25 protein-coding genes and 1 tRNA gene are annotated in these 22,536 nt (G+C 61.3%); 17 read left to right on the top strand and 9 right to left on the bottom strand.

Translation table 11 applies throughout. The annotated features are described in order from the left end of the window. The first annotated feature begins 113 nt into the window (after positions 1–113). Positions 114–284, top strand: coding sequence for a hypothetical protein (locus tag GHK62_RS33520; RefSeq protein ID WP_167528198.1), 171 nt, complete (start codon positions 114–116; stop codon positions 282–284). 84 nt (positions 285–368) lie between these two features. After that, complete coding sequence (locus tag GHK62_RS09140) at positions 369–1,487, top strand: AI-2E family transporter (RefSeq protein WP_153438306.1); 1,119 nt, start codon at positions 369–371, stop codon at positions 1,485–1,487. A gap of 145 nt (positions 1,488–1,632) precedes the next feature. Here the strand turns inward: GHK62_RS09140 and GHK62_RS09135 are convergent, their stop codons facing one another. Then, positions 1,633–2,430, bottom strand: coding sequence for a response regulator (locus GHK62_RS09135; RefSeq protein ID WP_153438305.1), 798 nt, complete (start codon positions 2,428–2,430; stop codon positions 1,633–1,635). A gap of 233 nt (positions 2,431–2,663) precedes the next feature. Here GHK62_RS09135 and GHK62_RS09130 point away from each other — a divergent pair, with 233 nt between their 5' ends. After that, complete coding sequence (locus GHK62_RS09130; protein ID WP_167528197.1) at positions 2,664–2,801, top strand: NepR family anti-sigma factor; 138 nt, start codon at positions 2,664–2,666, stop codon at positions 2,799–2,801. Positions 2,802–3,032: 231 nt separating this feature from the next. Here GHK62_RS09130 and GHK62_RS09125 read toward each other — a convergent pair whose 3' ends face one another. After that, positions 3,033–3,281: a glycine zipper domain-containing protein gene (locus GHK62_RS09125; protein WP_153438302.1), complete on the bottom strand. Its 249-nt coding sequence runs from the start codon at positions 3,279–3,281 to the stop codon at positions 3,033–3,035. A 398-nt stretch (positions 3,282–3,679) separates the two neighbouring features. On the opposite strand from GHK62_RS09125, the gene GHK62_RS09120 reads away from it, so the two are divergent. The 6 genes from GHK62_RS09120 to GHK62_RS34185 all read left to right on the top strand — a co-directional run bounded on the left by GHK62_RS09120 (position 3,680) and on the right by GHK62_RS34185 (position 7,559). Continuing rightward, positions 3,680–4,000, top strand: coding sequence for a hypothetical protein (locus GHK62_RS09120; RefSeq protein WP_153438300.1), 321 nt, complete (start codon positions 3,680–3,682; stop codon positions 3,998–4,000). A 33-nt stretch (positions 4,001–4,033) separates the two neighbouring features. Next, a complete protein-coding gene (locus GHK62_RS09115) occupies positions 4,034–4,231 on the top strand; it encodes a CsbD family protein (protein WP_153438298.1) in 198 nt (65 codons plus the stop codon). Between the two features lie 588 nt (positions 4,232–4,819). After that, on the top strand, positions 4,820–4,984 hold the full coding sequence (locus GHK62_RS09110; protein WP_153438296.1) for a DUF1328 domain-containing protein: 165 nt from the start codon (positions 4,820–4,822) through the stop codon (positions 4,982–4,984). A gap of 152 nt (positions 4,985–5,136) precedes the next feature. Continuing rightward, a complete protein-coding gene (locus GHK62_RS09105) occupies positions 5,137–5,637 on the top strand; it encodes a TIGR00645 family protein (protein WP_153438294.1) in 501 nt (166 codons plus the stop codon). Between the two features lie 68 nt (positions 5,638–5,705). Then, the gene (locus tag GHK62_RS09100; RefSeq protein WP_153438292.1) at positions 5,706–6,959 is read left to right on the top strand and encodes an NAD(P)/FAD-dependent oxidoreductase; all 1,254 of its coding nucleotides are present in this window, start codon (positions 5,706–5,708) and stop codon (positions 6,957–6,959) included. A gap of 315 nt (positions 6,960–7,274) precedes the next feature. Next, positions 7,275–7,559 carry a hypothetical protein gene (locus GHK62_RS34185; protein WP_234886833.1) on the top strand — a complete coding sequence of 95 codons (285 nt, stop codon included), beginning with the start codon at positions 7,275–7,277 and terminating at the stop codon, positions 7,557–7,559. A 112-nt stretch (positions 7,560–7,671) separates the two neighbouring features. Here GHK62_RS34185 and GHK62_RS09090 read toward each other — a convergent pair whose 3' ends face one another. Both GHK62_RS09090 and GHK62_RS09085 read right to left on the bottom strand, forming a co-directional pair. After that, on the bottom strand, positions 7,672–8,193 hold the full coding sequence (locus tag GHK62_RS09090) for an MgtC/SapB family protein (RefSeq protein WP_153438290.1): 522 nt from the start codon (positions 8,191–8,193) through the stop codon (positions 7,672–7,674). 142 nt (positions 8,194–8,335) lie between these two features. Next, positions 8,336–8,653, bottom strand: a complete 318-nt coding sequence (locus tag GHK62_RS09085) for a hypothetical protein (protein WP_184108451.1) — start codon at positions 8,651–8,653, stop codon at positions 8,336–8,338. Between the two features lie 499 nt (positions 8,654–9,152). Here GHK62_RS09085 and GHK62_RS09080 point away from each other — a divergent pair, with 499 nt between their 5' ends. Further along, a complete protein-coding gene (locus GHK62_RS09080; protein ID WP_153438286.1) occupies positions 9,153–9,518 on the top strand; it encodes a hypothetical protein in 366 nt (121 codons plus the stop codon). A gap of 71 nt (positions 9,519–9,589) precedes the next feature. Here GHK62_RS09080 and GHK62_RS09075 read toward each other — a convergent pair. Beyond that, positions 9,590–9,663, bottom strand: a tRNA-Gln gene (locus GHK62_RS09075). 433 nt (positions 9,664–10,096) lie between these two features. Here GHK62_RS09075 and GHK62_RS09070 point away from each other — a divergent pair. From GHK62_RS09070 to GHK62_RS09060, 3 genes are read left to right on the top strand one after another with little or no spacing between them, the layout of a single operon-like run. Beyond that, a complete protein-coding gene (locus GHK62_RS09070; RefSeq protein ID WP_184108452.1) occupies positions 10,097–11,713 on the top strand; it encodes a Ppx/GppA phosphatase family protein in 1,617 nt (538 codons plus the stop codon). Beyond that, entirely contained in the window at positions 11,710–12,447 is a 738-nt protein-coding gene (locus tag GHK62_RS09065) for an RlmE family RNA methyltransferase (protein ID WP_153438282.1), read from the top strand. Before GHK62_RS09070 ends, GHK62_RS09065 begins: the two co-directional genes overlap by 4 nt. Positions 12,448–12,450: 3 nt before the next feature. Further along, positions 12,451–12,834, top strand: a complete 384-nt coding sequence (locus GHK62_RS09060; protein WP_153438280.1) for a VOC family protein — start codon at positions 12,451–12,453, stop codon at positions 12,832–12,834. 122 nt (positions 12,835–12,956) lie between these two features. Here GHK62_RS09060 and GHK62_RS09050 read toward each other — a convergent pair whose 3' ends face one another. After that, entirely contained in the window at positions 12,957–14,366 is a 1,410-nt protein-coding gene (locus tag GHK62_RS09050) for a DHA2 family efflux MFS transporter permease subunit (protein ID WP_153438276.1), read from the bottom strand. A gap of 282 nt (positions 14,367–14,648) precedes the next feature. On the opposite strand from GHK62_RS09050, the gene GHK62_RS09045 reads away from it, so the two are divergent. From GHK62_RS09045 to GHK62_RS09035, 3 genes are all read left to right on the top strand, one after another. Further along, positions 14,649–15,632 (top strand): MBL fold metallo-hydrolase, encoded by a 984-nt coding sequence (locus GHK62_RS09045; protein ID WP_153438274.1) that lies wholly within the window; start codon positions 14,649–14,651, stop codon positions 15,630–15,632. Positions 15,633–15,820: 188 nt separating this feature from the next. Continuing rightward, positions 15,821–17,323, top strand: coding sequence for an IMP dehydrogenase (gene guaB, locus GHK62_RS09040; protein ID WP_153438272.1), 1,503 nt, complete (start codon positions 15,821–15,823; stop codon positions 17,321–17,323). Positions 17,324–17,523: 200 nt separating this feature from the next. Further along, positions 17,524–18,399, top strand: coding sequence for a dienelactone hydrolase family protein (locus tag GHK62_RS09035; protein WP_153438270.1), 876 nt, complete (start codon positions 17,524–17,526; stop codon positions 18,397–18,399). Positions 18,400–18,472: 73 nt separating this feature from the next. Here GHK62_RS09035 and GHK62_RS09030 read toward each other — a convergent pair whose 3' ends face one another. Next, positions 18,473–19,423: a LysR substrate-binding domain-containing protein gene (locus GHK62_RS09030; protein WP_136508485.1), complete on the bottom strand. Its 951-nt coding sequence runs from the start codon at positions 19,421–19,423 to the stop codon at positions 18,473–18,475. 207 nt (positions 19,424–19,630) lie between these two features. Between GHK62_RS09030 and GHK62_RS09025 the strand changes: the two genes are divergently transcribed. Continuing rightward, positions 19,631–19,927 (top strand): DUF1127 domain-containing protein, encoded by a 297-nt coding sequence (locus tag GHK62_RS09025; protein WP_153438268.1) that lies wholly within the window; start codon positions 19,631–19,633, stop codon positions 19,925–19,927. 247 nt (positions 19,928–20,174) lie between these two features. On the opposite strand, the gene GHK62_RS09020 is transcribed toward GHK62_RS09025, so the two are convergent. Beyond that, positions 20,175–20,993, bottom strand: a complete 819-nt coding sequence (locus GHK62_RS09020) for a DUF937 domain-containing protein (RefSeq protein ID WP_153438266.1) — start codon at positions 20,991–20,993, stop codon at positions 20,175–20,177. A 98-nt stretch (positions 20,994–21,091) separates the two neighbouring features. After that, on the bottom strand, positions 21,092–22,465 hold the full coding sequence (locus tag GHK62_RS09015) for a glutamate--cysteine ligase (protein WP_153438264.1): 1,374 nt from the start codon (positions 22,463–22,465) through the stop codon (positions 21,092–21,094). Positions 22,466–22,536 lie beyond the last annotated feature (71 nt).

The raw sequence follows: 22,536 nt of genomic DNA, 5'->3' as shown, positions 1-22,536 counted from the left end.
TGAATTTTTACATGTTTTATCCCTGAATCGGCGACGATTTAAGGGAACCTGTAGTAGGAACCAAGCACTCGCTCGGGCGTTTATCGGTCATTCCTAACGGAAGGAAATGACCAATGCTCTACTGGCTGCCCCGCTTTTTCGTGCTGGCGCTCGCAGGGATCGTAATCGGTTTCGGCCTCCTCCCGCAGACAACGGATGAAGTGGCGCGCATGCTGCTGATAATCGTTCTGGGGTTGGGCCTGCTCTCCCTGACGCTCCATCTATTCCCACCCGGACAACGCTGAGCGACGCCTTTGTGAAATGCGAATGTGTCGGGTGCGGGAGCGGGGGCGGAATGTTCCGGATTGCAGTCTGAAAAGAAGGATGCGATGCAAATTACGACTGACCGCAAACCGGAACGCAGCGTGGGCAAGAATATCGCCCTGGCCGAATCGCCGACGGTCGTCGTGCGAAAGCGCAACGGGATTGAGGCTTTGGTCGCGCTAAGCACGGTGGGCCTCTTCGTCATCGCCTGCTCGGCGGCCGTCTATTCCATGGAAGCAATCCTCATGCCGATCACGCTGGCGATTATCGTTGGCATCGTGCTTGGCAGGGCGGCCGACGAATTGGAGAGATTCGGCCTGCCGCCGATCTTCGGCGGCCTTTTGCTGGCGCTTGTCTTCGTGCTCGGGCTGTCTTCGCTGGTGAATGCACTTCTCGGCCCCATCACCGACATCGCGCGTGAGGCACCCCGGCTGGCCGAGGGCGTCGTGGATCGGATATTGCCGTTCATCGAGCGGTTCACCTGGTTGAGAATGGCACTGATACGCAATGCCGACCCGAATGCACTTGCCGACGCGCTCGTAAAGAACGCCGGCCCCATGCTTGGAACCGTTGCAGCAGGCTTGACGCCGGCACTCATCCAGACACTGATCTTTCTGGCAGCCCTTGTGCTTTTCCTTCTCGGCCGCCTACAACTGCGCAACAGCATTATCCTTGCCTTTGCCAGCAGGGATCGTCGCTTGAACGCGATCCGGATCATGAACGCAACCGAGGATGCCCTCGCCCAGTATTTTTCGACTGCGAGCCTCATCTATCTGGTGCTCGGCGTGATGACGATGGTGATCGCGTTTGTCGGCGGGTTGACCATGGCGCCGCTGTGGGGGTTGTTTGCCTTCGTCTCGAGTTTCATCCCCTATCTGGGTGTGACTTTCATGACGCTGTCGCTTCTCGTCGGCGGATTGATGACGCACGACGCGCTGCTGCTCGGGATTGCGCCCGCTGTTGCCTTCTTCGTCGTGCATCTGCTCATGGAAAATCTCGTCGTCCCAGCGGTCGTGGGGCACCGCTTCGCGGTCAATCCATTCCTGATTTTCATCGCGATCATTTTCTGGACCTGGATGTGGGGCGCCGTTGGCGCGCTTCTGGCGCTACCCCTGTCACTTATCGCCATGACCGTTTTCGAGCAGGTGCGCGAACCGCCTGCCGAGCGGCAGTTGCCGGAGTGAGGTCGGATCCGATACCGGGTAGCTGGCGGCGCGGGCCGCTACGGCACCGCGCGTCTTTCAGACGCGCAAAGCTCGCTGTGGCACTTTGAATTGCCGCATGCCTTTACCCTTGAATCGGCTGCGATTTAAGCAAGCATGCAGTGGCTTAGGGGCGCCCGGTGCGCGCCTGCTCGTCGAAGAACAGGGCTTGGCTGATCAGCGCCTTCACCATTTCCGGATTGAAGGGCTTCGTTACCAGAAAAGCCGGCTCAGGCTTCTTGCCTGTCAGGAGCCGCTCGGGGAAGGCCGTAATGAAGATCACCGGCACGGTGGTTTCCGCCAGGATATCGTTGACGGCGTCGATACCCGAACTGCCGTCGGCGAGCTGGATATCGGCAAGAACCATTTTCGGCGAAGTCGTCCGATAGAGTTCGAGCGCCTCGCGATACGTTCGAGCAATCCCGGTGACGCGATGTCCGAGGCTTGTCACCATGTCCTCGATATCCATGGCGATCAGCGGTTCGTCTTCGATAATCATGACCTCGGTCGCCACCTGACGGGAAATGTCCTGTGACGCCCCGGCGAGCAGAGTGGTCAAGGCGCCCGGGTCAAGGTTCATGATTTCGGCCGCCTCGCTCGTGGAAAAGCCTTCGACCGCGATCAGCAGGAATGCCTGGCGCGGTGCCGGTGCGATCAGCGACAGATTGGCTGCGGCCTGGCGCTCCCAGGCGAAGGGTGATGTCAATTGCGTGCGATCGATTTCGAGCCTGTCGAACAGGCTGCAGAACAGCTTGTAGAGAGCGATTCGGTCGTCGGAGGCGGTCGGAAACAGGCTGACGTCCTCGATCAGCGCCTCGAGCACGGCGGCAACATAGGCGTCTCCTGCGGCTTGCGAGCCCGTGACGGCGCGGGCATAGCGTCGCAGATAGGGAAGATGTGGCGCAATCCTGGTCGAAAGTGACATTTAGGGTTTCCTAAACTATTGTGCCGGTATGGTCCCGGTCTTGCGGACAATGGGCGTGCAGCAGGATACGTCAATGTTTTGAGCACGTCTTTCGGATAATGGAAAGCCTAGAGTAGACAGATGACGGGCATATGGGACAGGAATGGCCGGAACAGGGGGATACGGCCTTCGGCGCGCGGAAGCGGAAAATGAACGGGCCTTCCGGACGGCGCAAGGCGCCGGGCGCTGCCTCGATGAACGATCCGAGCGCACAGATCGCATCGAAATTGAAGGCGCTTTACCAAGCCTTGGAAAACGAACCAATTCCGCGGCAGTTTATTGATTTGCTTGAGCGGCTTGACGCGGCCGAGAGCGCGCAGTCACGGCGCTGATCCCGCCGTTCGATTGAGGGCTTCGCACGGGAACGTCAGATAGGCGCGAGCTTGCAGGGAGCGTGCGTGCCAATTGCGTGCCAACTCGGCGGCATGACTCCAGCGCTGCGCGTCCAATCGGACGCGCAAGGTCGCTGTAGCACTCCGAATTGCTGCATGATCTTACCTTGAATCGATTCCGATTTAACGGATCATGCGGCAGCCGGCCGGGTTTCGCGCTGGCTATCCCGATCAGCAACGCGCAGTGTAGCGGCGGCCGTATTGGTCGCGATAGTAACAATAGCCGGGCTCGTTCGCACGACCGATAAGGGCGCCGGCCACACCACCGATGCCGGCGCCAACGGCTGCTCCGCGAACATTTCCAGTGGCTGCCCCGCCGATGATCGCGCCAGATGCGGCACCGATGCCGGCGCCCCTTTCCGTTGCCGTGCAGGCTGCAAGGGGAAGGATCAGGCTGGCGACGAGAAGTATCTTCTTCATGATGCGTTCCTATCCGAGGTTTGGTTGCTGAACTGCGGGATGAAGCAAGCCGTGTCGTGCGACCGGACACAGCCTTTAAGATGTCATGAGAAGGGCTCTCGTCCCAACCTCTCGGGATGCCGGCGATCACCGGGCGTTTCGGCCGTCTTGGGGCTGGTCACACCAATCACTGTCGGCCCTCTCATTCGTATCTCCTAAAATATCGCCACTGCCACGACGCTCGTTAGTTGTTGCGCAAACGCTGATTGCCGCCTTTTTGTTCCGCCTATGCACCGCCAACGCGCGTGATGGTTGCTCTGCGCTCAAGATTGATGCCGGTCGGCGGAAGGCGATGGCCCAGCCATGGAACCGCCTAGGGGCCTCCGCCGTTTGTTCTGCGTGTCGAAGGAGCGCGGAAAATGGAACATGTTGCCGCCATCATGGTTCTTGTCGGTTGCATGCAGAATACGACAGCGTGCCGGGAGGTGCCGTCGCCGGTCGTTGCCTTCGAAACCATGGAGGAATGCCAGGCCTTGCTTCCTCCCGCGATGGGGGAAGTGGGCAAGGTTTTCAAGTCGGCATACGGCAAGTGCGCCGAGGTTGATCCTGCGCTCATCGTCGAAAGTGCGGTGATCGAATGGGCGATCACACCAGCGGGCAAGCTTGAAGTGAGCGTGACGCCCGATGAAGAACCTTATGCGGTTGCAGGCCGTGCCCGTCCTTCGGCTGGCGATGAGTGACTTTCCGCATCAAGAATTGAAAGGAGCGCATTCATGAACTGGGACATCATCGAAGGCCGGTGGAAAGAATTCAAGGGCAAGGCCCAGGTGCAGTGGGGAAAGCTTACCAAGGATGATCTCGACATCATCAACGGCAATCGGAAGGAGCTCGCCGGGCGCATTCAGGCGCGCTACGGAATTGCCAAGGACGAGGCGGAGCGCCAGATCGACGAATGGGCATCACGCCATTAGAGCGGGATGCGTTTACGTGCGTTCGCGCCGCTGCTCTATCTGTTTGTTTTTGCCGCATTTGTGCGGCGTCAGGTGATTCCACCTGACTGCAGAATGCTCTACCGGGCTGGCGAAACGCGTCTAACGCGACGCACGTGCGTCTGGTGACGACGGGCGTCGCCCGTCATCAGTGGATATCGCGTTCGGCTTTTTCCAGAGCCTCGAGAAGAGCCTGGAGACGTTGGTTGCGCTTCTCTTCCGTGTGGATGTGAAGATCGCGGATCGTCCTGCCAATATGCAGATTATGGCTGCGCACGGCTGCGTTGTGCCGGGCGACCTCCGTTACCGATTTCCATATATGTCGAGACGGAATCTTCATCGCGTTCCCAAGAGCGTTCGTTACCGGAACAACGCCAAGCCCTATCGAAGGTTCCTGGCGAATTTTGTCCCCTCGTGCCGATCCTGGTGCGTTTGCCGTTTCTTGGTTAACGAAAGGTTTTCTTTCGCCTCACAGGTCTTTCGCGGTCTCGGCGTGAGCAATATGGAGCCCGGAACAAAGGCGACGAGCCGCGCGTTACAATTTCACCAACGCAGACATTGGAGATATCCATGCTCTACTATGCACTCGTCTTTCTGATCGTTGCCATCATCGCCGGCATTCTCGGCTTTGGTGGTATTGCCGGAGCTTCGGCGGGCATTGCCCAGGTCTTGTTCTTCCTGTTCCTCGTATTCTTGGTGATTTCTCTTATTGCCGGACTCATGCGCAGGACCTGACGCGACAAGTCCGTGGGCTCATGAACGAAAAAGGGGCGAAGCGCGATGCTTCGCCCCTTTCCGTTGTAAGCCGTGTTCAGTTCCCTTGCTCTGGCCAATGCGCTTGGCTATTCATGCGGGTACCCGCCACTGGTCAGGAACAGAACAAACTCATGAAGTCCCTGGAACTCATCGTCGAGCGCATCATCCTGTCGAGCCGTTGGCTATTGGTTCTCTTTTATCTCGGGCTGGTTGCGGCGCTTGCTCTCTACGGCATTTCCTTCATCTACAAGTTCCTGAAGGTTGCGGGCTTGGTCTTCGTTTACGACGATGCCCAGATGATCTTGGCAATGCTCGGGCTGATCGACGCCGCGCTCGTCGCAAGCCTGATCGTCATGGTGATGATTTCCGGATACGAAAATTTCGTCAGCCGCTTCGACGAGGGGGAAGGCGAGGTCTCATTCCTGGGCAAGCTTGATTCCGGCAGCCTGAAGATCAAGGTCGCCTCCTCCATCGTGGCGATCTCGTCGATCCATCTTCTGCAGATCTTCCTTAATGCCCAGCAGTTCACCAGCGAGAAGCTGATGTGGGCGACGATCATGCATCTGGCTTTTGTCGTTTCCGCCGTGCTCCTCGGTTCGCTGGAGCAGATCATGAGCAAGTTGAAAAAGTAAAGGCGCAACTGCTGCAGCGAGCCTCCGGCACCTGCGGCGGATTTGTGAGCGAGTAGGGGCAGTGGCACATGAAGACTGACGTAGTGGTTCTGGGCGCCGGCATTGTCGGCATTTCCGCCGCCATCCACCTGGCGCGGCGCGGGAAGTCGGTGGTGCTTCTCGATCGGCGCGGTCCCGGGGAAGAGACCTCCTACGGCAACGCCGGCCTTATCCAGCGCGAAGGCGTCTTTCCCTACGGCTTTCCGCATGATTTCGGCGCGCTCTTCCGCTACGCGCTGAACAACACCATCGACGCCAGCTATCACTTTCGCGCGCTGCCGGGGCTGGTGCCGTTTTTGGCGCGCTATTGGTGGCACTCCGGCTTCACCCAGCACCAGAGGATCGCGCATCTCTATGCGCCGCTGATCGAAAACTCGATCGCCGAGCACCAGGACCTGATCGAGGCCTCCGGTGCCGGGGACCTCATCCGCAAGGACGGCTGGATGAAGGTGTTTCGCACGGAAAAGGAGCGCGACTCCGCCTACAAGGATGCGGAAAAACTCTCCGCCGGTTTTGGCGTCAACCACCAGAAGCTTTCGACGAGCGAACTCAAGACCATCGAACCATCCATCCGCGTCGAACTCGCCGGCGGGCTGCGCTGGACCGACCCCTGGTCGATCCGCGATCCGCACAGCCTCAACAAGGCCTATCTTACCTATTTCCAATCGCTGGGCGGCCGGCTCGTCTCGGGCGATGCCGCGACATTGGAGCACATTCTGGAGGGCGCCGGCTGGCGGGTCGCGACACCGGAAGGTCCGCTCGAAACCCGCGAGGTGGTGGTGGCGCTCGGCCCCTGGGCGGATACGGTGACGCGCAAGCTCGGCTATCATTTTCCGCTCGCGGTCAAGCGCGGCTACCATATGCATTATGGCGCCCAGGAAGGGGCAATGCTCAACAACTGGGTGCTCGACGCCGAAAAGGGCTATTTCCTGGCGCCGATGCTGCGTGGGATCCGCTTGACGACAGGCGCAGAATTCGCACTGCGCGATGCGCCGAAAACGCCGGTACAGTTGACCCGGGCCGAAAGGGTCGCGCGCGAGTTCTTCCCGCTGGCTGAACGGCGCGACGAGGAGCCCTGGATGGGGGCGCGGCCCTGCACGCCCGATATGATGCCGATCATCGGCAAGGCACCGCGGCACGAGGGCCTCTGGTTCGCCTTCGGCCATGCGCATCACGGCATGACCCTCGGCCCGGTCACCGGCCGGGCGCTGGCCGAGGCGATGACCGGCGAAAAGACCGTAATCGACATCGCTCCCTATCGGCCTGAGCGCTTCCTCGCCTAAAGCGGGGCGCGTTCAATCGCACTCATGCGACGCGCTTCAGGTCCTTGCCTTTTTGCATGTCGTTGTCCCAAACCGCTGCACACTTTTGGGCGACATGCATGAGGCAATTCCAGGGGAAGCGCGCCTCCCTGCCGCCGACGATAATTTTCCTCGCCGATGGCGGCATCGTCCTGCCGATTTATTCTCGCGATGTGGAACCAAACGGCCGCTCAGGTGTTTCATCGGTGGCTGAAGGCGAGGGTTCGGTTCGTTGGCGCCTGCCCAGCGAAAATTTACCCGTCGCTCCACGAGCCGCCGGGAGGGAGTTTCACACCTATGAGTAAGCAGACGATAGAATTCGCTGGCGAGGCGGTCGGCGCACTGATGCCTGACAACGGACAATTGCGTTTTGTCGCTGTCAAATACAGTGTGTGGCCGCTGGACGGCCAGGTATTCCAAACGCCCGAAGATGCCCGCCGGGCGGTCGCCATGCTGCAGGCACACCGACAGAGAGGGCCGGCCGTGCGGAGGAATCCGCGCGCAGGCCCAGCACCCGTTGCCGGCCGTCCCGAGCCGGAAGTTCCATATGCCTTTCCCGGCGCTGTAGGCCAAACGCCATGAGTAGCGCGCAACGGCTTTTCGGGGGAAGAGCTGGAGCAGCATGAGGTGTGTGCGGTTTTCCGCCCGCGTTCTGGGTCACGTTGAGGTCGATTAGACCTGGAGTCATCGTGATCTAGTTCTGCTTCGAAACGCGCTGTCCGCCTTCGGACGGCTCCGGCGACTTCCAGTGGAGAGCGACCTCCAACCGCCAGAGGATGAAAAGCACGGCGAGGCTGGCGCAGGAAGCAAATGCGGCGATAGGCCAGAATCCGAAGCCGACGGCTAGGCCTGCCGCGCCCGCGAGCCACATCCCGGCCCCCGTGGTCAGCCCTTTGACCTCGCCCTTGGAAAACACGATCAAGCCGGCCGCGAGAAAGGCCACGCCCGCGGTGACGGCTTCGACGACGCGTATCGGGTCGATCCGCACTTCAGGTCCCGAGAGGCTCGCCATATGCACGCTTTCAACTGCGATCACGGCGAAGATCGCGGAGGCGAGGCTGACCAGAATGTGCGTCCTCAGGCCGGCTGGCCTCTGCCGCCTTTCCCGCTCGACGCCGATCAGCGCACCAAACAGGATGGCGCCGCAGAGCCGCGCAAATATCACCGGATAGGGAACCTGCGTCGGAGCAAGCATATCGGCGAGGATCTGTTCCATGAGCAGCGATTCAGTGCTCCAGTGTCCCTTGCGCGTCTGATTAGACGCACGGCGCTGCAGTCAATATTTGCCCCTCTCCTAACCCGGTCCCCGCGACGAGGAGAACCGGTCCTCCTCGTTTATGATAATCCTTAGCCAGATCTTATTGTGCCGGTTGTGCCGGTTGCGCCGGCGTGGTCTGCGGCTGTGGTGCCGTTGGCGGCGTCGTTTGTCCGGCCGGAGGCGTTGCCTGGCCCGTTGCCGGTGGCGGCGTCGCCTCTTCCGTGTCCCTGGTCAATTCTGCGGGCAGCCAGGCGATCAGCGCCAGCACCAGCCCCGCGAGCAGAATGATCAGCAAGGGCCAACTGCTGCGGCCTGACGTTTTGCCGCGCATCTCGGGTTCCCGGGGCGTCGGCTGGCCGGTCACGGGATCGATGAGTGGCTTGTCCTTCAGTTCTTCATGCTGATTCATCGCATTCACATCCTTTCTGGACGTCATTCATTGCCGGCGCCAAGCAAAGCAGTTGCAGGCATGTGCTCCCTAAATCTGCAGAGACCTAAGGAGTGACTCCGTACCATCGCAAGTATAATCGCGACTTCGCCTCGGCCGGTCAGAGCCACGGTAAAATATTAAAACGTTCCAGATCTTGCTAAGTTCCGATACCGGCGGCCAGAGCTACAATTTGCCTCGCAAAGGTGCTTTACCGATACGTGGTGTAACTGCGAAAGGCTCGTTTGAATGCCGCGAAAACGCTGCATGCATCGGGAGCTGGGAAGTGGCTGCTGCATATCAATCGAATGCCCGCCATGGCATTCCACACAACGGCGCTGATCAGCAATCTGTCGAAACGCAGATTGCTGGAGGCACGGAAAACATTCGCTGTTTGCGAAGATGCCGGGCGGCTTGCGTGAGCGCCCGGTTACGCGCAATCTTGCGCGTGCCGAATGATCGGTTCGTTCGAAGTGGGGTTGGGATCGCAATGAAAGTCGCTGCCGTGTGGATTCTGGCGAGCTTATTCCTCGTCACCGCGAGGGGTCCGTCCTGGGCGGAGCCGCTGCAGACCGTCGAGGATGTGGGCAACGCGCTTGGCAAATGCTGGACCCCGCCATCCGGCATCAAGGATTCCTTCGTCACCTTGAAGTTCGGCTTCAAGGGCAACGGAACGCTGATGGGCCCCCCGCAACCGACCGCGATCCGCGTCACCGGAGATGAAACGCAACGCAAAGCCTTCGTGGCAGCAGCGACCGAGGCGCTGCAGGGCTGCATGCCGCTGGAGTTTTCAAAGGCACTCGCCGACGAGATCGCCGGGAACGTGTTCACGCTGCAGTTCAGGTCGGCGGAGTAGCGGGGCTGTCACGCAATGCCGCAAACTGCGTTGTGAGTTGCAGATTGTCGTCAAACGGTGATCTTGGAGATTGGCTGGGGAACCTGGATTCGAACCAGGACTAACGGAGTCAGAGTCCGCTGGTCTACCGTTAACCTATTCCCCAAGGCTCGCTGGCGAAGCGTGGCCGCCGCGTCGGTGTGGCGGGCTTATAAACAAAAGAACGGCCGATGCAAATACCTTTTGGCAAAAAAATGCGACTGGCCTGTGGCCAGCCACTCTTTTCGACGCGCCGACGACGGGCAGGAGGCGAAAAAGGGAACCGGCGGTGAGCTGTCCGCCGGTAAGCCTGGTAGTGGCTCGGCTCGCCGGCCCACAGCGCCGTGCTTCTCATCAGTCGCGCAAAGGACGCCGTAGCACTTGAAATCGCTGCATGTTTTTATCCTTAAGGCGATTTCGATTGAACGAGCCATGCAGCAGCCGCGACGTCAAAAAAAGTTTGGCGAAAAGGGGCGGCGCTGGTACAGTCGCGCCAACGCAAAATCGAGAGAGCGCCTTGAGCGGCCGTCAGGCTTCGCGCGGCGCCATGGTTGAGACAAGTGAGAGACCCCGATCACGGCGAAAAGCCGTCTGAATCCGGGGCGTCGGCAGCAGGTCGTGGCGAGGCGCGCAAGGTCGTGCCGCGCGGCGGAAAGGGCAAGCGGAGGCGGCGCAGACCGTCCGGCTCGCCGTCTGCAGTTGCCAGCCAATTCGGCCAGGCCGGAGAAGCAGGGCGTCCCGCAGGAGTAGATGTGGCGGAGCCAGCGCGCAAGCGCAAACGGCGCCGGCGCACGAAAGTAGCCAAACCGCAGGGCCAGGTCGTAGCCGCCGTTTCCGGCGGAAACGTCGAGCTTTTCGAAGCGGCGATCACCGACAAGAAGGGCCACAAACGCAGCAAGAAGGCGCGCCATCGGCGCGGGCTTCAGGGACGGCCGCTTGCGTCGAACGGCAAATCGCATGCTGCCGACCGGCCGGGCGATCCACGCGGGGCCGAAGCCGCCGCGGCTGCGCAGCCGGCACAGGCACCTCGGCCGCAAAATCTGCGCGCACCCTTTGTTGCGGCGAGCGAGGCACCGGCACCGCTTTATGCGGCGCTCGACCTCGGCACCAACAATTGCCGCCTCTTGGTTGCGCAGCCGACCCGGCCAGGCCAGTTTCGCGTGGTCGACGCGTTCTCGCGCATCGTTCGGCTCGGCGAGGGGCTCGGCGCGAGCGGGCGCCTGTCCGACGACGCGATGGAGCGGTCCGTCGAGGCACTCAAGATTTGTGCCGCGAAACTCAATGCCCGTTCGATCCGCCGCCGCCGGCTGATCGCGACGGAGGCGGCGCGTTCGGCCGCCAACGGCGAAACCTTTCTGAAGCGCGTGGCGGAGGAAACCGGGCTGGAGCTCGAGATCATCGATCGCGAGACCGAGGCGCGGCTGGCGGTTTCCGGCTGCTCGTCGCTGGTCGATCGCGAGACGAGATCCGTCGTCCTCTTCGATATAGGCGGCGGCTCGTCCGAGATCGCCATCATCCGCATCGGCGACAACCGGTCGAGCCGGCTTGCCAACCACATCACCCATTGGACGTCGCTCCCCGTCGGGGTCGTCACCCTTTCGGAACGCCATGGCGGCGAGCACGTGACGCCACAGAGCTTCGAGGCGATGGTGCGCGAGGTCGAGGGCATGCTTGCCCGCTTCGACAGCCCTCCGGTCGAAGCCCTTGCGAATGGCGGCGACGGCTTTCACCTGATCGGAACCTCGGGAACGGTGACGACGCTTGCCGGCGTCCATCTCGATCTGCCGCGTTACGACCGGCGCAAGGTCGATGGGTTGTGGCTGTCCGACGACGAAGTTTCGGCGATGCAATCTCGCCTGCTTTCCTGGGATTTCGCGGCTCGCGCCGCAAATCCCTGCATCGGTCCGGACCGCGCCGATCTGGTGCTCGCCGGCTGCGCGATCCTCGAGGCGATCCGCCGTCGCTGGCCGTCGACGCGCATGCGCGTGGCCGACCGCGGCCTGCGCGAGGGCCTGTTGACCGATATGATGGCTGACGACGGCGCCTGGCGCCGTGCGCGCCCGCGCCGGCACCAGCGCAGCTTCAATGGCGGATCGGCGAACCTGGAAGGAAACAAGGCCCACGAAGGGAACAGGACCCACGAGGGGAACAAGGCCCACGAGGGGAACAAGATATGACGAAATCGCCGATCGGCGGCAACCGCAGCGGCCGTAAGCTCGGCCAGAAGGTGAAGAAGGGCAAGCTCAAGGCTTCTTCGCGCCGCTGGCTGGAGCGCCACATCAACGATCCCTACGTCCAGCGGGCTCAGCTTGAGGGCTATCGCGCCCGCGCGGCCTTCAAACTTCTCGAAATCGACGAAAAGCACAAGATCCTTGCCGGTGCCCGGCGCATCATCGACCTTGGCGCCGCGCCCGGAAGCTGGTCGCAGATCGCCGCCAAGGTGACGAATTCGACCGATGCCGACCCGCGTGTGGCCGCAATCGACTTTCTTGAGATGGACCCGATCCCCGGCGTCCGCTTCCTGCAGATGGATTTTCTCGATCCTGAGGCGCCCGACAGGCTGAAGGAAGCGATCGGTGGAACGCCCGATCTCGTGATCTCCGACATGGCGGCGCCGACGACCGGCCATCGCCAGACCGACCATCTGCGCACGATGCATCTTTGCGAGGTCGCGGCTCACTTTGCCGTCGATGTGCTCGCCGAGGGCGGCCATTTCCTGGCAAAGACGTTCCAGGGCGGCACGGAACGTGAGCTCCTCAACATGCTGAAGCAGAATTTCCGCCAGGTGATCCATGTCAAGCCGGCCTCGTCTCGCGCCGAATCGGTCGAGATGTTCCTGCTCGCCAAGGGCTTCAAGGGACGGCGGGCGACAGAGCCAGGAGCGCCGGCGGAAGACGCCGCAACGGAGTAGAACATGCTGCTTTACGTGACGCTCGGCACGAACGACCTCGATCGCGCAGGCATCTTTTATGACAGGACGCTCGCGACGCTTGGGCTGAAGCGCCGCAAGCAGGACGAAGTCGAGATCGGCTACGGCGCCGAAAGCGATGTCCGCTGCCGCCTCTGGGTGGTTACGCCCTTCAACCGCAAGGCGGCGACGATCGGTAACGGTTCGATGGTCGCGCTCGAGGCCGAAAACCGTGCTGCCGTCGACGCCTTCTACGCTGCCGCTCTCGCCAATGGCGGCACGGACGAGGGCGCACCCGGCCTAAGGCCGTTCCATCCGAATTTCTATGCGGCTTACGTCCGCGATCCGGACGGCAACAAGCTGTCGGCCGTCTGCGAGCGGCCGGAATAAACGGGCTCTACTGCATGTTTCCTTAAATCGTATCCGATCTAAGGATAAAAACATGCAGCAATTCAAAGTACTACAGCGTCCTTTGCGCGTCTGATAAGACGCGCGGCGCTGCAGGGCCCTCCTTACTTGCCAGCCGTCGTTTCGACTTCGCGCATCTGCAGGCGGTGACCGGAAACGGAAGCGCCGGCATTCTTCGCCATCGTCAGGAAGGGGATCGCTGCCAGCAGGTTGGCGCCGGCAATGATCATGAAGGCGATGTGGAAGTCTTCCAGATTCAGCGGGCCGCCGCTGATCGACGTTTGGATTTCGAGGATAGCGCCGGCGACGGCAACCCCAAGCGCGAGGCTGATCTGCTGCAGCACGGCGCTCATCGAGGTCGCCTTGCTGGCGTCCGCATCGTCGATCTCGGCGAAGGAAAGAGCGTTGATGCTGGTGAAGAAGAAAGACCGGGCGAAGCCTGCAATCAGCAGGATGGAGATCATCAACAGGTAGGGGGTCGCTGGCGTGAAGAAGCTATTGGCGAAGGTCATCACCCCGCCGACGACGGCCGCTGCGATCAGCGTAGTGCGAAAGCCGGCAAAGGCGAGAACGCGGCGCGCGAGGAATTTCGTGGTGATCGCCCCAATCGCGCCGACGAAGGTGATGAGGCCGGACTCGAACGGATTGAGGCCGAACCCGATCTGCAGCATCAGCGGCATCAGGAAGGGGATCGCGCCGACCGAGATGCGGAAGATCGTGCCGCCGATCGTGGCCGCGCGGAAGGCGCTATTTCTGAATAGCTTCAGATCGAGCACCGGTGCCGGATGCCGCCGGGCATGGACGATATAGAGGAACGTCGCGGCGATGCCGGCTGAAACGGATGCAATGCCGACCGACGTCGGCAGCGCTGGCAGGCTGATGACCGACAGGCCGAAGACGATGCCCGAGGCGGCGATGCCGCCAAGCAGGAAGCCGAGAATGTCGACCGGCGGCGGGTTTCGCCGCTCCATCTCGGGCAGGTAGATGCCGGAAAGCACGTAACCGGCAATGCCGACCGGCACGTTGATCAGGAAGATCCAGTGCCAGGAGAAATAGGTGGTGATGAAGCCGCCGAGCGGCGGGCCGGCGAGCGGTCCGACGAGCGCCGGAATGGTCAGCAACGCCATGGCCGAGACGAGCTCGCTGCGCGGCGCGCCGCGGACGAGAACGAGGCGCGCGACCGGCGTCATCATTGCGCCGCCCATACCCTGCAGGAAGCGCGAGAGGACGAAGGCAATGAGGCTGTTCGAGATGGCGCAGAGCACCGAGCCGACGATGAAGACGAGGATCGCCGCGCGAAAAATGCGCTTTGCGCCGAAGCGGTCGGCCATCCAGCCGCTCAGCGGTATGAAGATCGCGAGCGCCACCATATAGGACGTCAGCGCCAGTTTCAGGGTGATCGGCCCGACACCGATGTCGTGGGCGATTGCTGGCAGTGAAGTCGAAATAACCGTGGAATCCATCTGCTCCATGAAGAGAGCTATGGCAAGGATCAACGGGACGATACGATTCATGCTGAAATGCCCTGGGCGTGAGTGGCGCGGGCGGCGCGACGGTGATGGCCTATAGCATAGTTCGCGTAAAAGCGGACTCGATTTCAGGAATCACGAGTCGGCTAAGTGCTACCGCAAACTTTTGGGCGTCTAAAAACACGAAAGTCGTCGAAGCGCAAACCAAACCAGCGATTGCAGATCAAAAGCCTGTGATCCCGCCTGTCCTTTCCCTTCGGAGCCCTAACTCCTGCCTCTCATCGCTTGCGGTGACGCCGGCTTGCTTGCAGTGGAGGAGGGACGGAAATGGCATTTTCGCTGACGCGCCGAACTCTGTTCGGAACGGGAGCAGCGGGCGCCTTGGCGGCTCCGGCTTTGTTGACGGACTTCGCCAGCGCTCAAGACGCGACGGAACCACATGGAATGACGAACGGCACGACTTTCAAAACGCTCAAACTCGGCGCAGCCAAGATCACGGTGATCAGCGACGGCACGCGCATGATGGGAAACCCGCACGAGATCTACGGGCTCAATCAGCCGGCCGATGCGGTTTCGAAGCTGCTGACGGATAACTTCCTGCCCGCCGGCGGCTTCGTCAACGGCTTCTCACCGGCCCTGGTCGACACCGGAAACGATGTCGTACTTTTCGATACCGGCTTTGGCGAGGCCGGCCGGGAAATGGGAACCGGCAAGCTTGTCGATGGGCTGCAAGCCGCCGGCTACACGCCCGATCAGGTCTCGGTGGTGGTGATCACCCACATGCATGGCGACCATATCGGCGGTCTCATGACCGCCGGAAAGCCGACCTTTTCGAATGCGCGCTATGTTGCCGGCCAGGTCGAGTACGACTTCTGGAAGGACGAGGCGAGAGTCGGCACGCCGGCCGAAAACGGCCACAAGGCCGTGCTCGAAAAGGTCGTTCCACTTGCCGAAAAGACCACTTTCATCGCCGATGGCGCCGAAGTTGTGCCGGGGATCACGGCGCTCGCGGCCTTCGGCCATTCTCCGGGACACATGGTGTTCCGGCTTGATTCCGGCAACAAGGCGCTGATGCTGACGGCCGACACGGCCAATCATTATGTCCTGTCGCTGCAACGGCCAGATTGGGAGGTTCGCTTCGACATGGACAAGGTGGCTGCGATCGCCACGCGCCGCAAGGTCTTCGACATGATCGCCACGGATCGCCTGCCGTTCATCGGTTATCACATGCCGTTCCCGGCGGTCGGTTTCGTCGAACGCAGCGATCTCGGCTACCGCTTCGTGCCGGCGACCTACCAGTTCGATATTTGAGCGCAGAGAAATGTTGCTGTGCAACAACAATTTCCTGGGTCCGGGAGATTTCCGGGCCCTGACTATTCCCATTCCGACATATCCGTGTTACGAGCCCTCGCCAACTTCCAAGACAAGCTTTGAAGTCACCCGGTGGACAAATCGCTGACCGTCCCCGGGGATTTTCGTTTATTGAAGAGGAACTGGCCATGGCGCGTATCATCGAAACGGCAACCGGTCTGGAGGCTTTGACCTTCGACGACGTTCTGCTTCAGCCGGGACATTCCGAGGTCATGCCGGGCCAGACCAACATCTCGACCCGCATCGCGCAGGATATCGATCTCAACCTTCCCATTTTGTCTTCCGCAATGGATACCGTCACCGAAGGCCGCCTGGCGATCGCCATGGCTCAGGCCGGCGGCATCGGCGTCATTCACCGCAACCTGACCCCGGCCGAACAGGCCGAAGAGGTTCGCCAGGTCAAGAAGTTCGAGAGCGGCATGGTCGTCAACCCGGTCACGATCGGTCCGGATGCGACGCTCGCCGATGCGCTGAGCCTGATGAAGGTGCATGGCATTTCCGGTATCCCGGTCGTTGAAAACGGTGGCGCCGGCGGGCAGAAGCAGGGACGCCTTGTCGGCATCCTCACCAATCGCGACGTACGCTTTGCCTCCGACCCGGCTCAAAAGATCTACGAACTGATGACCCGGGAAAACCTGATCACGGTCAAGGAAAACGTCGACCAGCAGGAAGCCAAGCGTCTCCTCCATAAGCACCGGATCGAGAAGCTCCTGGTGGTGGACCCGGACGGCCGCTGCGTCGGCCTGATTACGGTCAAGGACATCGAGAAGTCGCAGCTCAATCCCAACGCGTCGAAGGACGCGCAGGGCCGGCTTCGCGCCGCCGCCGCCGTCAGCGTCGGTGACGACGGTTTCGAGCGCGCCGAGCGGCTGATCGACGCCGGCGTCGACCTGATCGTCGTCGACACCGCGCACGGCCATTCGCAGCGCGTGCTTGATGCGGTCGGGCGGATCAAGAAACTGACGAACTCCGTTCGCATCATGGCGGGCAACGTGGCTACTGCCGATGGCACCAAGGCGCTGATCGATGCTGGCGCCGATGCCGTCAAGGTCGGCATCGGTCCCGGCTCGATCTGCACGACACGTATCGTCGCCGGCGTCGGCGTGCCGCAGCTTGCGGCGATCATGGCGGCTGTCGAGGCGGCCCAGGCGTCAGGGATCCCGGTGATCGCCGACGGCGGCATCAAATTTTCCGGTGACATGGCGAAGGCCATCGCGGCCGGCGCCTCCGCTGTCATGATCGGCTCGCTGCTGGCCGGTACCGACGAGAGCCCGGGTGAAGTGTTCCTTTATCAAGGCCGTTCCTTCAAGGCCTATCGCGGCATGGGGTCCGTCGGCGCCATGGCGCGCGGCTCGGCTGATCGCTACTTCCAGGCGGAAGTGCGCGACACGCTGAAACTCGTTCCGGAAGGCATCGAGGGTCAGGTCCCCTACAAGGGGCCGGTCGCGGGCGTGCTGCATCAGCTCGCCGGTGGCCTCAAGGCCTCCATGGGCTATGTCGGCGGCGCGACGATCAAGGAGTATCAGGAACGCGCGACCTTCGTGCGCATCTCTGGTGCCGGCCTGCGCGAGAGCCACGCGCACGACGTGACGATCACCCGCGAGAGCCCGAACTATCCAGGCGCCGTCTGACGGCCTCGCCTGCGTCATCGATCTCAACGGCTAGACTAGGCAGTGAAACGGGGCGGGGCGGTTCTTCGCTCCGCGCCGCCCGATCCAGTTCTGCCGGTAACGCAGTTTTGTACGCATGCGCGCGCCGGTTGACCTATCTTGTCTCCGGGCGGCTTTCCTTCCGGTACCGCCTACGGAGAGGACAGCCGAAGGAGGGCGCCATGAACGAACCCGTCATCACCCAAGCGATGATCGATGCCTATGACGAGTATACGCATCTGACCCTGGATCGCCGCCGTTTCATGGAGACGCTGACGACGCTGGCCGGTTCCGCCGCGGCCGCTGCGGCAATCGCCCCGATGCTGGCCGCAAACAGCGCCAAGGCGGAGATGATTGCCGATACCGATTCGCGCATCAAGGGCGAGGACATCACCTATCCGGGCGCCGACGGCGACATGAAAGGATATCTCGTCAGGCCTGCCAATGCCTCCGGCAAGCTGCCTGCGGTGATTGTCATCCATGAAAACCGCGGTCTCAATCCGCATATTCGCGACGTCGCGCGCCGTATGGCGCTGGAGGGTTTTGTCGCCCTTGCGCCCGATTTCCTTTCTCCCGACGGCGGAACGCCGAGCGACGAGGACAAGGCCCGCGAGATGATCGGTGCGCTTGATGCCGGCGCGACCGCTGACAACGCGGTTGCGACCGTCACCTTCCTGAAGGGTCACGAAGAAAGCACTGGCAACGTCGGTGCCATCGGATTTTGCTGGGGCGGCGGGCTCGTCAATCGCCTCGCCGTTAACTCTCCGGACCTCAAGGCAGGGGTCGCCTATTACGGTGCTCAACCGAAGGCCGAGGACGTTCCGAAGATCAAGGCCGCAATGTTGCTGCACTATGCCGGCCTCGACGAGCGTATCAATGCCGGCATCGAAGACTATCGCAAGGCGCTGACCGCCAACGGCAAGGACTTCACGATCTACGTCTACGACGGCGTCAACCACGCCTTCAACAATGACACGTCTGCCGCCCGCTACGACAAGGCGGCCGCCGATCTCGCCTGGGGTCGGACGGTCGAGTTCCTGAAGGCGAAGCTCGCCTGACAACCGCATCAATCGAGAAGGCCACGCCTCCGTCTGGAAGCGTGGCCTTCTCTTCGATGAATTGACCCGTGTTTTACCAGCCCGGCAGCATGTGGCTCTGCCTCAGCCGCGGGTAACGCGGATACCCCTTCAAGTCTCCGTCGAGGTCGTCGTTGACCGTGATCGGCGTGATGTTGTCGAGGCAGGCCGTGATATGGTTGGTGATCGCGTTCGAGAGCGACGGCGAAAGGCCGGGGCGCTTCATGATGCCGATCTGCACCGGCGCCAGCGCCGGGAAGCCGTCGGCCAGCGTCAGCACCTTCATGCCAGGTCTCAGCGCCGATTCCGGCAGCACTGAAACCGCCATGCCGGCGAGCACGGCGGCGGCAACGACGGTCGACGACCAGCTTGTGAACAGGATCTGATATTCCTTGCCCGTCGCATCGAGCGCCGCGCAGGCGGCCTGCCGCCACTGACAATCCCGCCGGCCGACGGCAAGCGGAATCGGCGCGTTTTCCGGCAGCGGATGGTTGATCGAGCTCACCCAGCAAAGCGGCTCCGTCCGCACAACGTCGGAGGCCCGCGCCCTTGGATTGTGCGTGACGAGCGCGATGTCCAGGTCGCCCTTTGCCATCTTCTCGGCAAGGTCGACCGAGGGTTCGCAGACGATGTAGAGCTCGACGTTCGGGTGGGTCTTGGCGAAACGGACGATGATTTCCGGCATGTAGCGATCGGCGTAATCGTCCGGCGTGCCGATCCTGAGCGTGCCCTCAAGGCGGTTGTCGTCGAAGGATGCAATCGCCTCATTGTTGAGGCGGATCATCCGGCGGGCGAAATTCAGAAGCCTGTCGCCTTCGACCGTCAGCCGGTTGCCGCGCCCGTCTTTCATGAAAAGCGGCTTGCCGATGCGCTCTTCCAGACGCCGCATCTGCATCGAGACAGCGGACTGGGTCTTGAATACACGATCGGCGGCCTTGGTGAAGCTGCCCGTGTCTGCGATGGCAACGAATGTTTGCAACTGGTCAATATCGAGCGGTGCTGACATGGCCGTAATACCCATAAGATTGTTTGATGAATATCATTAAAAACATTCGTTGGACTGATCAATAAGCATTTGCGACTAATAGCCTGCAATTCACATCAAGTCCTGTCCGCGAAATTCGTCGCTGACCTCGAAAAATTACTGCCTGCCCCTGCGTATGACCTCCCCGCAGGGTGTGGGCTTCTTCGTGCCTGAAAAAGGAGTAACGCCATGCGCACGACCCAACAGGCCTTCGATATCGACCTCGTTGCGGGAAAGCAGACGGTTGCATCCCGTACCGCAGGCGTGACCGGCGTGCTGACGGCTGTCTGGCGCCTGTTCCGCAACCGCTGCCAGATCGCGCGCCTGCAAGATCTTGATGATCGGCAATTGCTCGACATGGGATTGAAACGCGAAGACCTGCACGAGGCTTTGACCTCCTCGTTCTTCGACAATCCGGGCAGCTATCTGACGCGCGCGTCCAGAAACCGGGCGAACCTCTTCTACCGGGGGATTCGCCACGACTAAGCCCTTGGCGCATCCCGCCGCCTTGGATGCGCCATACGGCATGATCCGCGATCGGTTGCCGCCTTCGCGGATCATGCCGTCGAAATCCGGTTCACGGTGCGCCGACCCGCACTGAAACGTTCCCCGCAGGGTATGAGCCAATAGACCCTGCCGCTTGCCCGGTGCATGACCAAGACATGCACCGGGCTTTTTTATGTGCAGTTTCTGCAAGGTGCTGTCGTCGGATGAATCCGTTTGAAAGCGATGGTTAGGCCTTGTCGCCCGAACTTTTCTTGTAGCTGTCGAACAGGGCGTCGATGTTCTTCTGGTATTCCTTCTGCATCTCGAGCCCGCTGTCGAACATCGTGTTCATCATTTCGGTAAATTGCTTGAAGGCCCGGTTCGCTGCGGGCGCCTTTTCGGGTGTGCTCGCACCTCGCTGCATCATGTCCTGAAACGCCTTGAAGAAGGGATTGTCGGCGAAGATATCCGGCGTCTTCGGCGTCTCTTCCGTCTTTGTCATGCCGAAGAATCCCTGCATCGCCTGAACGAAGGGATTGTCGAAGGTGGTCGGGGCGGGTTCGGGCCTTTTGGCGAGCCCCGTCGCCTCCATCCATTGCTGCATCATCGCCATCATGGGATTGTTGGCGAAGGCATCTCCGGACGGGCCGGTCGTTTGTTTGAAGAGACCCCCCATCAGCGTGCTCGCCATGACCGGCAGCATTTGCTTGTAGATCTCCTGGCCAATGCCCGTCATCTGCGCGGCCTGTGCGGCGATTGCGCGCGACATCTCCTTGGAGCCGAAGAGCTGACCGAGGATACCGTTGCCATCGGCCATGCCCTGCGGCGTGAAGGCCTGGCTCATGTCCTCGAAATACTTTGCGTAGTTGCCGGTCGAAAGCGCTCCCAGCAACGCACCGAAATCATAGGGATTGGCGGTGTTGCGTTTGAAGGCCGTTGAGAAGGCGGGCAAAAGCGCCGCCGTCGCCTTCGTCATCTGTTCCTGGGCGAGGCCGAATTGCTTTGCCATCAACTCGATGGCCTTGCCGTTCTGCGCCTGCGCGAACATATCAAAAAGCGGTGCCATCCCCATTTCCTTCCCGGACGAACGACGCATCTCGCTGCACTATAACGGGAATTGGGGGACTGCAAACCGCCTTTTTAAGCGAGCGAATGTCTCGCCGCTTAATACTGGTATTCGGCGAAGACCGGCTCGACAGAACCGTTCCAGCGGCCGTTGTAGAGCGCCAGCAGGTCCTCGGCGAGCGTCGCCTTCTTCGCCAGCACTTCGTCGAGCGGTGCCAGGAACTGGCTTTCGTCCACGCCATCGCCGTTCAGTCGATCGCGCCGCTTCAGGCCTGCGCGTGAAATAGTCAGAACTTCGCGCGCGATGTCAAAGAGCGACGTCGTGCCGAGCTTTGCGGAAAGTGCCTGGGCGGGCACCGCATCGCGCAGCGCCTGCACGGCCTCGTAGCTCCAGTCGCGGGTCAGCGCCTCGGCTGCCGCGAGCGCCTCGTCATCGTAGAGCAGGCCGACCCAGAAGGCCGGCAGTGCGCAGATCCGGCGCCAGGGGCCGCCATCGGCGCCGCGCATCTCGAGGAAACGCTTCAGCCGGACATCGGGAAAGAGCGTCGACAGGTGATTGGCCCAGTCGCCCATGTTGGGCTGCCATTCGGCGATCTCGCCCTTGAGCGCACCGGCCATGAATTGCCGGAATGTGACATGCGTACAGTCATGGTAATGCCCATCGCGCACGACGAAATACATCGGCACATCGAGCGCCCATTCGACATAATCGGCAAAGCCGAATTCCGGCTTGAACGCAGCCGGCAGCAGACCGGCGCGCTGATTATCGGTATCGCGCCAGATGTCGCCCCGCCAGGAAAGCAGTCCATTGGGCTTGCCATCGGTAAAGGGAGAGCTTGCGAAGAGAGCGGTGGCGAGCGGCTGCAATTTCATCGACACCTGCATCTTGCGCCGCATATCCTCCTCGGAGGAAAAGTCGAGATTCACCTGGATGGTGCAGGTGCGATACATCATGTCGAGGCCTTGGGTGCCAACCTTCGGCATGTAGCGCGTCATGATGCCGTATCGCGACTTCGGCATGCGCGGTGTCTCGGAAAATGTCCATTTCGGACTGCCGCCGATGCCGAGGAAACGAATGCCGAGCGGTTCGGCAATTTCCCGAAGAACGGCCAGGTGCTGGTTGGACTCCTTGCAGGTCTGATGCAGGTTTTCGAGCGGCGCGCCGGAGAGCTCGAACTGTCCGCCCGGCTCCAGTGAAATCGCGCCATTGCCGGAATGCTCGGCGAGCCCGATGATATTGCCCTCGTCGAGAATCGGTTCCCAGCCGCTTTTCTCGGCCATCCCGTTCAGAAGCGCCTGAATGCTGGCTTCGCCGAAATAGGGCACGGGACTGTTGTCCGCCTTAAAGAAGGCGAATTTCTCATGCTCCGTCCCGATACGAAACTTCTCCTTCGGCTTCGATCCCGACTCCAGATAGGCGGTCAGGTCAGCGACAGAGGTAACCGGCGTCTGGTCGGTGGTATCTCGGGCCATATGCGTCTTCTTTGTTTGAGCGGCGCCCGCCGGGCAGCAGGAGCGATGATGGGTGCTTGAACCGTAATTAC

Source organism: Sinorhizobium terangae (assembly GCF_009601505.1).
Taxonomy (GTDB): Bacteria; Pseudomonadota; Alphaproteobacteria; order Rhizobiales; family Rhizobiaceae; genus Sinorhizobium; species Sinorhizobium terangae.
The sequence above is the reverse complement of the archived record's forward strand: the minus strand, read 5'-3'. Positions and strand labels throughout refer to the sequence as shown.